Below are 13116 nucleotides of genomic sequence, written 5' to 3'. Positions count from 1 at the left end.
TGGCTGCAATCTCCACCTGACTCACTTTCATGGATTGAGGGCTTGGCAAACCGGGGCGACCATCTATGTTTCCCAAACCAAGCAGCAACTGCCCCCAGCCTTTGGTGACTGCTACACTCGGGGCTGTCTAACGGGAAAAACCCTGAGTGTTCAGTTTGTTTATGGCGCTTACATACGCCATTACTTCTCCCACTTGGCCGTTGTAGTTACGCAGACTGATTTTTCCCGCCAGCAACTGCTTGAACCGATACATCGCCGTCTCGGCCAGTGAGCGACGGTGATACCCCGATATCTTCTTCCAGTGCGCCAGCCCTTCTTTGCGCATCACCAGCACGGCCTCATTTCTTGGGCGCCCCTTTTTCCAGAGCCCTGCATTCTTGCGAGGCGGGATACAGGCTGTCGCCCCTTTGTGCGAGATAAGCTGATGGCTGGCTTTGCTGTCATAGGCGTCATCCTCATAAACACGTCCCAGCTTGCGCCGCAGTGGGTTGAGCAAGGTGGGCAACACCTCGGTATCATGGACATTTTCCAACGAGACTTGTGCTGCCACGATATTGTGAGTGGCGGGATCCACTGCCAGATGCAGCTTGCTGCCTGACTCGCCGCTTCTCGGCGCCGTGTTTTCTGACCTTCCAATCGCCTTCACCAAACACCTTCAGCCCGGTTGAGTCGATACCTGATCGGTAACCTTTGCTTTAATGGCTGCCGATACGCCACCATCACCGTGCTTACCCGCTTGCTGGCACCTCTATAGTCCGACAGACACAGCGGCACATTCATCAACGCGAATAAGGAGTAGAGTATTCCCTGAGTGGCCAGCAGAGTGAGGTTGAAATTCCCCTTGAGCATCTAAGGTGCAAATGCTCTGGTCGCTGTAGAGCTGGCTGCGGTCCCGTCGCCCGTGATGGTCTTGGTGAAAGTAGTTGTGCATGGCATCGGTATCAACCCAGAGGGTGAGTGAACCACGGTTAATCAAAGACTTGTTGTATTGAGGCCAGTTGGTGATGGGATGATACGACGTGCCCATGATGCAGACTTGAAGAGGATGGATCACCAAGTCCTCAGTTAGTTCCATTCAAACGGTATCGATCTGGGAAACAATGTCCGTAATAGAGCCAAGCCAGACCTGTCCAGCTGTTTCATATTTGAAACACCACATGCAGAAGTTCGTGGGCATAAACTGCAGAAGTTCATTTTCCTGTTATATTTAAATCACTTGCTGAATAATTCAAACAACCTCACTCGAGCCTGAAAGGCTCCCCCATGTAGAAAGCCCCCACCAGCAGACCGTAAACAAGCCGCACACGCTCATCCCTGCCCAGCAGCACACCGAGTAGCACTTCGCCGCTTGCTAAATCGTCACCATGCCAGAAGCACCAGAGGGCGGCTTCTACCACATCCAGCCAGCTGGCATGGCCCAGCTGATTGCGTGACTTGCGCCGCCAGCTGCCGCGGACCACAGCGCCGCTATTCGGGGAGCGGGCAGCCAGCGCCCGCTGCTCCATCACGCTTGGCGTGAGTCCATCCAGCTTGGCCTGACGGCTGCCACGCCCTCCTCGCAGCAATTTGTCGAGTAGCAGCGCCAACAGACGAAACGCATCCTGTTCTTCAAAGCTGGCATCCTCCCCCAGCAAATCGGCTGCACCGGTCATCAGTTGCTCACGCCCCAGATAGATGGGCTGTGACGTGCAATCCAGTCGATGTTGCTCGACATGGATAGCCAATGCCGTCACCACCGCCAGTGGTGAAGTCTCACCCCCTTGGTGACACGCGCCTTGGGCAAGCAAAGCGGTCAACGCCTTGGCCCGCTCGGCTGACAGCAAGCAATAGATCCCCCTGATCAGGGGCATGGCCGCCTGACCTGATAACAGACTTGAGTTCATAGCGCCTCAGTGACGATCGCGTTTGAAGTGAGTGGTTTTATGACCGACGGTGACAATCTCGCCGTTTTGCAGGACCAGATAGTGACGGCGCAGCCGCTGGCAGCATTCCGCTGGCAATCCGTACTCGGCTTGCAGCATGGCAACTCCTTTGCGATCGAGATAAACCAGTTCGCGCCCCTGGTGATAAGAAGAACGTCCGATGTTCAGCAGCAGCTCTACCAACTCGGGAGCAATACCGCGCTGCTGCATCCGGCACGCGGCGTGATGGCTGTAAGCACTATCCAGCTTCCCGTTCATGACATGCTCCTTTGGCGCTCATTTCGATGGACCCATTATATGTAGCCTGTATACTCATGCCGATACTGGTTACATAAACATGTCGCATTTTGGAGCACGTATGGCACCCAAAGAGCTCACCTGGGATCAAACCCTGCGCTTTCGTCTGTTGGAGATCGTCTTGCAGTGGGAGGGACGGCTGACTACCAATCATTTGATGACCGCCTTCAATATCGGTCGCCAACAGGCGTCACGGGATATCAACCACTACCTGACCCACTACTCACCGGAGGGGCTGGTCTATGACAGAAGCCTGAAGGGATACAAACCCACAGAGCACTTTGTCCCGCGCTTTAGTGAGGGAAAAGTGGATGAGTACCTGATGCTGCTACACCGTGAAAAGCAGCACCAGCGCCAACATGAAGCGGGCCTGTTAACGCTGCCGCTGATGGATTTGCGCTACGGCCATATCGAGATCCTGGATGTGCCGAACCGCCATATCGACCCCAAGATTGTGCGGGGTTTGGTGCAGGCGGCGCGCGGCCAACTGCGGGTCGATGTCGATTACGTATCCCTCAGTTCAGAGGAGCAGAGTGGCCGCAATATCGTGCCCCACACCCTGGTCTATGACGGGATCCGCTGGCACGTACGTGCCTACTGCGAGAAGAAAGGGGAATATCTGGATTTTGTGATGAGTCGTTTTCGGGGCGAACCGGATCTGCTGGATGCCTCTCCTCACGGCCGGGAGCAGGATCTGGAGTGGAACACCCAGGTGACTGCGGTAGTCGTTCCCAATCCCGGGCTCAGTGAAGGACAACAGGCCATCATTGCCAGAGACTATGCGATGACAGGGAACCAGCTGTTGATCAGCCAACGGATCCCCTTGGTGCATTACGCACTGGAACGGATGCAAGTGAGCTATAACGGAGAACATCAACAACATCCCCTGCTCTACCCGCTGGTGCTGGCAAATCGGGAGGAGCTCATCCAGCAAGGGTGTACCTTCAAGCTCAAGAGTGCAGACCTACAAATACGACCAAGTTAACCCTGCGCCATGATGTCCGACTTCTCCGCACATCCGGCAAAGAGAGATAGAAATAAGAAAGGCTCCCGACATGGTGGGAGCCTTGACTGTAATAAATCGTTTAATCGGAATTCGTGTTTTGGGGACGCCCGTAATTATTCTCGGCAACACTCATAACATCTGGGTGCTTTGGCGACCTACCATGCCAACGCAGCTTGACCACCTTGCCATAATGATGAAAAAAGGTATTGGTACAAGGCTTATCAACACATTTTAAGCCGGCGAACCAACCCGCAGATAACCAAAGTCAGCAATGAGATCGGTCCTGTCGAACCACCGCCACCGTTGTCACCACCATCGTTGCGACCATCATCAGTGTTGGCACCTTGCACAGTGATGGCCATCGGCTGGGTAATCACGTTACCGCCAGTACCGCTACGCAGACCGATGGTGAAGCTCTTGGCACCGACGAACGCCAGGTCACGCGCTGTCACGCGCACTGTGTAGGTCGGGTTGCCCGTAGCATCCAGAGCAGTCTGTCCAGTCGTCGGGTCAAAGCGCACCAGTTGCGAGATACCATCGTTGTAGTGCTGGCCCACAACCGCGCTGCCAGACTCGCTATACAGCTCTACAGAGAGACGCTTACCGGCAGCATCAGTGCCAGAGGCAGTGATGGTAACATCGATGTACGGCTTCGCATTAGTCAGGGTAGTGCTGTCTACTTTCATTGTGAAAGTGCGATCAGCAATGTCTGCACTCGACATGACGCCTGCACCAGTGCCTTTTGTCCATCCGTAGTAAGCGCGGAGGTTGCCATCAGGCATCGTCAACAGGCGAGCGGCATCAGGGCTGTCAGGGTTGTTGTAGAAGTTTTGGAGTAAATACCTCTCGCTTGGACCGTAAGGGTAAATATCCCCTTGGTCAATGGCAGAAGGACTGCCACCGAACATGTTGTTCTTGGTCAGATCACCGTAACCACACATCAGACGACCAGCCCAGATGCCCCCTTGGTCGCAGAATCCTTCTGCACCTTTACGGTTGTAAAGATCTTCTGCGCCGAACAGGTGGAATGCTTCATGTGCGTAGGTATCAGGGGTGGTGTCATAACGACTCACCATAAAATCAGCGCCGGAAGTAGCCATCCCATCAAACTTGCCATCTGGGCCGCCCTTGGTGGTGATCCACATATCGGCACCAGAGCTGTGCGCAGCGAAGGTCAGGTCTTGAATGTCCTGCTCGTTGGTGCATACACCGTCCCACAGCGGAGGCGCCATGATGCCGAAGTTCGGGCCATAAGAGCTACGAACACCGATAACCTTTTCGTTGAGCAGAACAACCGCGGCTGAGTAGCCTGTTTTACACGTCGGGTTCAGGACGGTATCGCTCATAACGAGGATCTGCTTCACCTCGAAATGCAGGTTCTCAGGATTGCCATTTTTGACGATGCCGGTGCGTTGACTAGTGTAATAGTCGTCCATAGCCGCTACGCGCTGGTGAATAGTGTTAAATACCTTCTCAGCACCATCCTGAGCAACGATGGACTTGGGCACCATTACGTTTACATCGATAACCGTAGTGGCTATCACCGCATTGCTTGCAACCAAGGTTGCAGCCATAAAGAGTAGCTTTGACATCAATAGTTTCTTCGGAACTAGTATAACCATATGAAACCGCAGACAATACACCATTGAATCCTAACCACAATGAGCTACATGTTTTTTAAAAAAAATACATCATGATTTGTGAACGAATTCACAATCCTTTAAAACACAAAAACTTTATTAACTCTCTGCTTAACCCCCACTTTTATTACCCCCTCGTGGCTAACCTATTCAATCGCTTTTTCAACTCTACCAATAATGAATAGAGCCAACCGTTGACTTGACAACACGAACACACTCCATACCCAACCATCGAGAGCTAAAAGGAGTCAAAAATGTTATTGAAATTTACATATCATGACCATAAGCCATATTTTTCCATAGCCATTTCCATTGCTTTTATAATACACAAAAACAATTATTAAATTGATTTTCGCAGTATGAATGTTTTTCTATATCATAAAAGCAAGTTGTCTAAAAATATGGTAAATTGACACATATACCAATCATGTTTAACCTCCTAAAAAACAGGAGGCTATATGAACAACAATGAACCAGCACTAATAAAAACCAAAACGCTATTAAAAAAACTTGGAATATCCAGATCGACGCTGTACAGGTGGATTAAAGAAGACAAATTTCCACCACCTCTCAATAAAGGCTTTTATTCGACTGCAGCGGTAAACAACTGGATATCAAGGGAAAAGCACTCATCTTAGATGATGAATTATATGATTTCATGGTTCGGTTATATTTAGAGTTCCTGCAATGATTTTACTGCCTCCATTAATTTTTTATCCCATAATTCATATGCCTCACGTTGCTCATCAATCCAGTCATGTAGATTGTATATAGCCATGACACCCGCCATCCTGTGACCAAGCATTTTTTCTGTGACCTGTGGTAGAACTCGCTCTTCCGATAAACGCGTACTCAACGTTCGACGCATGTCGTGCATACGCCAATACGGCAGATCCAGTTTATCTCGAACACGCTCTGCTAACTGGATCAGAGACGCACTGCTCAACGATCTTTTTGGATTCACTGGCGAGCGACATACTGGCCCTCCCCTTAGCCGAGATCTCGCTGCCGCTTCTTGCAGCAACATCATCACCCTGCCAGGAATAGGCCGACGTATTGGCGCACCACATTTGGCTCGAGCAGCGGGAACCGTCCAAATTCGCTCCTCCAGATTAAACTCACTCCACTGTGCACCCAATGCCTCGCCGCTGCGACAACCAAGCAGGATCACCAATTTGGCTGCCAATTTTAATCCGCGGCTGGCCCTGCTCTGTTCAAATGCAATCCAAATCTGAGCGAGTTCACGCATGGTCAGCACACGAGAGCCTCTCTCAGGTTGAGAGCCCACATCTTCGGTGCGTAATTGCAGCACCGGGGAGCCGCCAATGAGATTACGCCGAATACAAAAACTAAGTATGGATTTTAACCTGCGCAATAAATGCCCTGCGTTTTTCGGCTTTTTCTTGCCAATCTTATCAAACCACTCCAGCCAGCTCGAAAACGGGATCTGTTCCACCGGAATACCAATAAACAGAGGTTCGAAATAGCGCTGCATGGTATGCTCATAGAGCATGACCGTACGAGGCCGCAGCTTGGGCAGATGGTGTTCACGAAAATGCTCGCAGCACTGTTTAAGTGTGACATCATGCTTCTGGTGGAGCTTATCCCAGAAAACTCTGGGATGTTCATTACGCTCAAGTGCACCACGGATTGCAGGGATCAACGCCCTGGCATCAGCGAGTTTAAGGTCGGGATAGCGTCCAATTTTGAGTCTCGCCGCTTTTCCTTGCCAGCGATAGCGATATTGCCACGAGATGGTGCCTCGCTCGGTGACCCGAGCTGACAATCCATCACGGTCTGACAATTCCGTCTTGCCAAAGTAGGGCTTACCATAGAGGGCCCGTAGCTTCGTATCAGTAAGTGGCATATGACTCTCCTGTGACTGGTCATCTGATTTTTCACTGACACATTAACGCGTCCTAACGTGTACACAGATATGTACCAAATTGGTCTGAAACGGACTGAATCAAGATCGGACAAAGTGAGACAATCTGAGATAACACTCCGTATAACGACTTGTTTTTCAAGCATATAGACACAATTCAGAACCACGAAATGAACCAGCAGACAAATCCTACCTTCTATTTCCACGACTACGAGACCTTCGGCATCAGCCCCGCCAAGGACAGGCCGTCGCAGTTTGCCGGTATCCGCACCGATGCGGATTTCAACCTCATTGGCGAGCCGCTGGTCATCTATTGCAAGCCTCCGGCGGACTATCTGCCGGATCCGGAGGCGTGCCTCATTACCGGTATCACGCCACAAAAGGCGATGAAGGATGGGCTGTGCGAGGCGGATTTCATTCGCCAGATCCACGAGCAATTCGCCACGCCGAATACCTGTGTGCTGGGCTACAACAGCATCCGCTTCGATGATGAAGTGACCCGTTACACCCTCTATCGCAACTTCTATGACCCCTATGCCTACAGCTGGCAGAACGGCAACTCCCGATGGGACATTCTCGACATGCTGCGGGCCTGCTACGCCCTGCGCCCGGAGGGGATCGAGTGGGCCTTTGATGATGAGGGAAAGCCGAGTTTCCGGCTGGAGAAACTGACGGTCGCCAACGGTGTGACTCACGCCAATGCCCACGATGCACTCTCAGACGTGCTAGCTACCATCGAGATGGCCAAGCTGGTGAAAAAGGCGCAACCCAAGCTGTTTGGTTATCTCTTTGACCTTCGCAACAAGAACAAGGTGAAAGCGCTGATTGACGTGGTGACCATGAAGCCGCTGGTGCATGTCTCCGGCATGTTCTCCCCCTGGCAGGGGTGTGCAAGCTGGGTCTCACCGCTCGCCTGGCACCCCACCAACCAGAACGCGGTGATCATGGTCGACCTGACCCGCGACCCCACCCCGCTCATTGAACTCTCCAGCGAGGAGATCCGCGAGCGCCTCTACACCAAGAAAGAGGAGCTGGGGGATCTGGCGGGCATTCCGGTCAAACTGGTGCACATCAACAAGTGCCCGGTGCTGGCGCCGGCCGCCACTCTGACCGCGGAGCGCGCCGACGAGCTGGGCATCGATCGGGAGCAGTGCCGCAAGAGCCTGGATCTGCTGCGCACCCACCCCGAGGTGCGGGAAAAACTGGTGGAGGTGTTCAATCAGGAGTTCGCCGGCAGCAATGAGAGCGACCCCGATACCCAGCTCTACGCCGGATTCTTTGGCCATGGCGACAAGTCCACCATGGATCTGGTGCGTGCCACCCCCGCGGATCTGCTAGGTGAGCGGGAGTTCGCCTTTACCGATGCCCGGCTGCCGGAGATGCTGTTCCGCTACCGCGCCCGCAACTGGCCACACACCTTGAGCGAAACAGAGCAGAAACGCTGGCGCCTGCACTGCAGCGACTACTTCAGCCGCCGTCTGCCGGACTATGTGCCCCGTCTCGAGGCGCTGGCCGAGCAGAACCAGAGTAACGAACGGAACTTTGCGATTCTAAAGAGTCTCTATCACTATCTGGAAGATTTATGAGTTGTGAGTAGTTTCACAATAAATCCTTCCCGCCCGTCCCCTTCTTCAGGTCATAATGACGAAGGGGATTTCCCCAAAAACCAATATCTTGCAACATCCTGAGCGGATGTCTCCCAAGCAAGAGATCTCTTTGGCCGAATGGAAGCCATTTGCTGATGCCTCGTCACCACGCACTGCTCGGATTACTGGCCCTGCTGCCGCTGGCAGCCAACGCCGCATACCGGTTCGATGTGCCGGACTATCTTGCTCGCCTGCCCGAGCAGACCTATCGCATCGTAGAACAGAACTTCAACACCCTTTATCAGCAGACTGATTTCACTCCCCTGATCACCAACAGCTACTTCAACGGCTCCCATCTCTACAAGTTTGTCGGGGTACCGCTGGCCATCAGCGCACAGTCAGGTTTCCAGCTGGAGGTGTTTGGTCAGGTCTATAACCGCGCTTCGCAAGCCTATATGCACCTGAGCGAGGATATGTCCCTCTATCGGGTGATGCGGGTCGATCTGATGGGGAACCCCAATGATCAACTGGCCATCGGTTTTGGTCTGGGGGTGCCCATCACCCCGTTGCTGACCCTCAAGGCGATCGCCTCCGGCAGTGATATCCCGGGCTATGGCTCCGCCAAATACGCCGTCGGTTTTGAGTGGCGTTACTGAAAAACGTGACTGATAACCGCTGATTGAAACAATTCAGGCTCCGTCATGGAGCCTGAATTGTATGTGGTGACGCTGTGATCAGGTGTAGCGGATCACCCGCCCCTCACCCCCTTGCAGGGTGACAGCCGTGCCGACAGTCTGTCCCAGCCAACAATCGGTTCCCCCCTCCGGCAGCAGAAACTCCTGTGGTTGCCCCTCCCAGTTGAACAGGCAGAGCAGAGTGCCGCCCTCGGGCAGGCTTACTTCGCCGCAGGCAAAGTCCATCGATTCGAAACGGGCAGAGGGTGCCCGGGCCGCACAGAGCTCAAGCAGCTTGCGCAGGTGCGCCGCTTGATCCTCATCGAGATCTTGCAGCCGATCACCGGCCAGCATCATGCCACCGCTCGCCACCAGTGCAGCCAGATGGAAACTGTATTCAGCTTTACTTGCCTGCTGGCTCGGTAAATCCCGCAGGCAAATGCAGTCGGGGTCGAGGGCCCAGAGCTTGTCATTTTGCCAGGCGCGGCAGAAGGCTTCACGGGCAATTTGGCGATAGCGGTGGCCGTTGCGCTCCACGTCATCGCTCACCCGCATGCCGTGCACCAGCCCAAGGCTTGGCCAGATGGGCGCGTTGCAACCGAGCAGGAAAGCGCCTTCACCAGCACCACGCAGAATGGCCGCCATACCGCGTCGATAGGCTTCAACCCGGGTGGCAGCCGGATCGTGGAAACGACCACAGTGGATGGCGCCCCAGAAGTTGGCATCGAGCTTGAAGTAGTGGATGCCCCACTGCTCGCGCAGGGTACGGAACACCTTCTCAAGGTGCGCTTGCACCTCGGGGTGGGTGCCGTCCAGCACATACCAGGGAGTGCAGCGCCAACCGCCATAGGTGACCCGCTCGGAGGGGAGCGGCAGACCGTCATCCCCCTTCACAAACCAGTCGGGATGATCCTGAAACACCTGTGAACCGGGTTCAGCAATAAAGGGGGCGACCCAGAGAGCGGGTTCGCAGCCAGCCTGTTTGATCTCCGCAGCCAATGAAGCAACACCTTGCTCGAACTTGGCCGACGAGGTAAGCCAGTCGCCCATTTTGGCCTGATAGCCGTCGTCGATCTGCACATAACGCAGGGCCGGGAAACGCTCGGCACGCACCTGCAGGTTCTCGCGAATATCGGCGGCGCTCACCTCGGCGTAGTAGTGATACCAGGAGCACCAGCCGCTCGGGCGCTCACTTACCTTGCCGATCAGCGAGCCGTGCTCAGCCTCGATCAGCCGTGCCAGCTCGGCCAGCAGATCCTCGCGCTCCGCCCCTTCGAGGCAGATCAGCGCCTCGCTCTGCCAGTGCTCACCGGCTGCAAGTTCTCGCCCTTCGCAGTTCATCAGGATCTGCAAGCGGCCATCGGGGTAGAGGCGAAACTCCCCGCCAAAACGGTGACAGCTGGCAAAGGCGAGCAGCAGCCACCCCTTGCCATGCTCCACCAGCAACAGGTTGTGAATGGTGTGATAGCCATTGTCATCGGTGATGCGATAGACGCTGGCATCGGGGCAACGGCCGACATGTTGCGGTGATTGCCAGCTACCCATGGTCTGGGCCAGCATCTGGAATCCTTCGCCATAAATGGTGCTCTCCACCGGCAGGCCAAGCTTGCCGTCAAACAGCACCCAGCGCTCAACCGGGGTGGCATCAGAACCGGTGTTGTCGAGTCGCATCCGGCACAGGGGCCCTTCCCACTGACGGGTTTGCAGCAGATGGGGTGGCAACGCAGTATCGTTCGCCAGCTGGCGAACTCGGGACAAGAGGGATGTCATCACTACTCCTTGTAGTTCGAAAAGGGTTCTATCAGACAAATTTCAAAAATTGCCAATCAAATCAGCTTCAAATGAACTGATTTCAGTTGTTATTGTTTTAATGCCGCGACCCGGCCTCTCTGGTAAACTGCGATTTTTCTTCCCAGTCGATGAGGTTCACGTGATCGCGCAACGCGCCTTGCTGTACTTTCGTGACTTTATGGTCATCGTCGCCTGCCTGCTGGCAGGCAAATCCGTGGCAGCCATCCTGCCGTTCGCCTTTCCCGGCAGCATCATCGGTATGCTGCTGCTGTTTGTGCTGCTCTCCCTGCAACTGATCAAGCTGCACTGGGTCGAGCTGGGGGCAGGCCTGCTGCTGCGCCACATGGGCGTGCTGTTCGTGCCGGTTGCAGTCGGACTGGTGGCCTGGCTTGAGCCCCTGCGCCAATCCTTCGGCGTCATCATGCTCTGCATCGTGCTCGGGATCGTGCTGATCCTCGCCACCGTCGGTCGGCTCTACCAGAGGATGAACAAATGATCTTCTGGCTAGCGATCCCTCTGACCCTGGCGCTCTATTTCGCCACCCGCGCCCTCTATCGCCGGCTGCCCTGGCCCATCATCAACCCTGTGCTGGTGCCGACCGCGGTGATCATCGGCCTGCTCCTCTGGCTCGACCTGCCCCTTGAGCAGTACGAGCGCGGCAGCAGCCCCATTACCATGCTGCTGGAGCCCGCCGTGGTGGCGCTGGCGCTGCCGCTCTATCAGCAGGCGCGCCAGATCCAGGCCAAACTCAAGCCCATCCTAATCTGTACCCTCGCCTCCGTCTTGATCTCGGTGTGCACAACCCTGCTGATCGGTCATTTTATGGGCACAGATCCGGCGCTGCTCGCCTCATTGGCGACCAAATCGATTACCACCCCGCTCGCTATGAGCGTCAGCCAGTCCATCGGCGGCATTCCCGCCATCGCGGCCGCCGTTGTTGTAGTGGTGGGGATTGTCGGCGCCCTGATCGGCTACCCGCTGCTCAAACTGTTCAAAGTGACCGATCCGGAAGCGCAAGGGCTCGCCATGGGGGCCTGTGCCCACGCCATCGGCACAGCTACTTCCGCCGAGAAGGGGATCACCCAAGGGGCCTTTGCATCGCTCGCTATGGTGGTGTGCGGGATCCTCACCGCTGCCGTCGCGCCGCTGCTGTTTGCCATCTATCACTGGCTGATCTGATCACCCCATTGACCACCTGTTGACCATTCCGAGGGGCCTGCTGGCCTCTCGGGGTGCGACCTGCCGCACAATTTGCACAAGACAAACGTTTCCATTACCATCCCCCTCCGTTTGCCCGTCAGGGCGTGAGCCTGCTCACACATTTACCCGAGCTTGCTCCCTACAATGGCCGCCCAATTGGCCTTTGAGGACACACTATGCATCCCCGTTTTGCCAAGCCATTCGATACCCTCTCTGCCCCGCTCAAAGCAGCCGTGCAGCCCATGCTGGATAGTGCCGACTTCAACGCCCGCTTCACGCCGGAGCAAGTCGCCACCCTGAAAGCCGCCACAGGTCTTGACGATCGCGCCCTGCGCCTCGCCCTGTTGCCACTGGCCGCCGCCTGCTCGGTGGCGCCCATCTCCAAATTTTACGTCGGTGCCATCGCCTGCGGCCTGAGTGGCAGCTGGTACTTCGGTGCCAACATGGAGTTTGCTGGGCAAGGTCTGTTCCACTCGGTCCACGCCGAGCAGTCCGCCATCTCCAACGCCTGGCTGGGTGGCGAGACTGGGATCTCTGAAATCACCGTCAACTACACCCCCTGCGGCCACTGCCGTCAGTTTATGAACGAGCTGAGCACTGCCAAGATCCTGAAAGTCTCACTGCCGGATGACTTGAGCGCCCTGCAATCTTTCCTGCCCCACTCGTTTGGCCCGGCGGATCTCGACATCACCGATGCGCTGATGAGCCCGCAGGATCACGCCGAGCTTCAGCTTCAAAGCGAAGACCCGCTCTGGCAAGCCGCGCTGGCCGCCGCCCGTCAAAGCTATGCCCCCTACAGCCAGGGCTATGCCGCGGTAGCACTGAAGTTTGCCGATGGCCGCATCTTCTCGGGTCGCTACGCCGAGAACGCCGCCTTCAACCCCAGCCTGCCGCCGATGCAGATGGCCTGCGCCCATGCGGTGCTTAACGGCGAAGATCTCGCCACCATCCGCCGCGCGGTGCTGCTGGAGAACAAAAACGGCCAGATCAGCCAGCGTGACTCCGCCCAGTCCACCCTCAAGGCACTGGGCTCAGTCGAGCTGGAATATCAGGCGGTCTGACCCCAGCTTTACTTCGATAAACGAAAGCCCCCGCACCTTGGTGCGGGGGCTTTT

The 13116-nt window shown here is 55.4% G+C and carries 12 protein-coding genes and 1 pseudogene; 7 read left to right on the top strand and 6 right to left on the bottom strand.

The features are described 5' to 3' along the window. Positions 1-111: 111 nt before the first annotated feature. The 3 genes and pseudogenes from OKC40_RS17980 to OKC40_RS17970 form a co-directional block, all read right to left on the bottom strand. A pseudogene (locus OKC40_RS17980) lies at positions 112-1027 on the bottom strand (IS5 family transposase). A gap of 211 nt (positions 1028-1238) precedes the next feature. Then, positions 1239-1883, bottom strand: coding sequence for an ADP-ribosylglycohydrolase (locus OKC40_RS17975; RefSeq protein WP_270796364.1), 645 nt, complete (start codon positions 1881-1883; stop codon positions 1239-1241). A 6-nt stretch (positions 1884-1889) separates the two neighbouring features. Then, positions 1890-2180, bottom strand: a complete 291-nt coding sequence (locus OKC40_RS17970; RefSeq protein WP_064337874.1) for a DUF4258 domain-containing protein — start codon at positions 2178-2180, stop codon at positions 1890-1892. Between the two features lie 100 nt (positions 2181-2280). Here OKC40_RS17970 and OKC40_RS17965 point away from each other — a divergent pair, with 100 nt between their 5' ends. Further along, positions 2281-3204: a WYL domain-containing protein gene (locus tag OKC40_RS17965; RefSeq protein ID WP_047435310.1), complete on the top strand. Its 924-nt coding sequence runs from the start codon at positions 2281-2283 to the stop codon at positions 3202-3204. 242 nt (positions 3205-3446) lie between these two features. Here OKC40_RS17965 and OKC40_RS17960 read toward each other — a convergent pair whose 3' ends face one another. Beyond that, complete coding sequence (locus OKC40_RS17960; protein WP_167569804.1) at positions 3447-4817, bottom strand: SVAGG family GlyGly-CTERM protein; 1371 nt, start codon at positions 4815-4817, stop codon at positions 3447-3449. 506 nt (positions 4818-5323) lie between these two features. On the opposite strand from OKC40_RS17960, the gene OKC40_RS22995 reads away from it, so the two are divergent. Beyond that, the gene (locus OKC40_RS22995) at positions 5324-5503 is read left to right on the top strand and encodes a helix-turn-helix transcriptional regulator (RefSeq protein WP_201944616.1); all 180 of its coding nucleotides are present in this window, start codon (positions 5324-5326) and stop codon (positions 5501-5503) included. Positions 5504-5538: 35 nt separating this feature from the next. On the opposite strand, the gene OKC40_RS17955 is transcribed toward OKC40_RS22995, so the two are convergent. After that, complete coding sequence (locus OKC40_RS17955; protein ID WP_270796362.1) at positions 5539-6732, bottom strand: tyrosine-type recombinase/integrase; 1194 nt, start codon at positions 6730-6732, stop codon at positions 5539-5541. Positions 6733-6920: 188 nt separating this feature from the next. Here OKC40_RS17955 and sbcB point away from each other — a divergent pair, with 188 nt between their 5' ends. Together sbcB and OKC40_RS17945 are read left to right on the top strand one after the other, a co-directional pair. Continuing rightward, the gene (gene sbcB, locus OKC40_RS17950; protein WP_265775641.1) at positions 6921-8336 is read left to right on the top strand and encodes an exodeoxyribonuclease I; all 1416 of its coding nucleotides are present in this window, start codon (positions 6921-6923) and stop codon (positions 8334-8336) included. A 155-nt stretch (positions 8337-8491) separates the two neighbouring features. Beyond that, a complete protein-coding gene (locus OKC40_RS17945) occupies positions 8492-8992 on the top strand; it encodes a hypothetical protein (RefSeq protein ID WP_005360277.1) in 501 nt (166 codons plus the stop codon). Positions 8993-9070: 78 nt separating this feature from the next. Here the strand turns inward: OKC40_RS17945 and OKC40_RS17940 are convergent, their stop codons facing one another. Beyond that, the gene (locus OKC40_RS17940) at positions 9071-10780 is read right to left on the bottom strand and encodes a glycoside hydrolase family 36 protein (protein ID WP_270796359.1); all 1710 of its coding nucleotides are present in this window, start codon (positions 10778-10780) and stop codon (positions 9071-9073) included. Between the two features lie 160 nt (positions 10781-10940). Here OKC40_RS17940 and OKC40_RS17935 point away from each other — a divergent pair, with 160 nt between their 5' ends. From OKC40_RS17935 to cdd, 3 genes are all read left to right on the top strand, one after another. After that, positions 10941-11297 carry a CidA/LrgA family protein gene (locus OKC40_RS17935; protein ID WP_005333279.1) on the top strand — a complete coding sequence of 119 codons (357 nt, stop codon included), beginning with the start codon at positions 10941-10943 and terminating at the stop codon, positions 11295-11297. Beyond that, positions 11294-11980, top strand: a complete 687-nt coding sequence (locus tag OKC40_RS17930) for an LrgB family protein (protein ID WP_123172994.1) — start codon at positions 11294-11296, stop codon at positions 11978-11980. Before OKC40_RS17935 ends, OKC40_RS17930 begins: the two co-directional genes overlap by 4 nt. Before the next feature lie 197 nt (positions 11981-12177). After that, positions 12178-13062, top strand: a complete 885-nt coding sequence (cdd, locus tag OKC40_RS17925) for a cytidine deaminase (protein WP_182937569.1) — start codon at positions 12178-12180, stop codon at positions 13060-13062. The last annotated feature ends 54 nt before the right edge of the window (positions 13063-13116 follow it).

The organism is Aeromonas sp. QDB11, from assembly GCF_027705265.1.
In the GTDB taxonomy this organism is placed as follows: Bacteria; Pseudomonadota; Gammaproteobacteria; order Enterobacterales; family Aeromonadaceae; genus Aeromonas; species Aeromonas allosaccharophila.
Note: the sequence above shows the minus strand (reverse complement) of the source record. Positions and strands in the feature narration are given on the sequence as shown.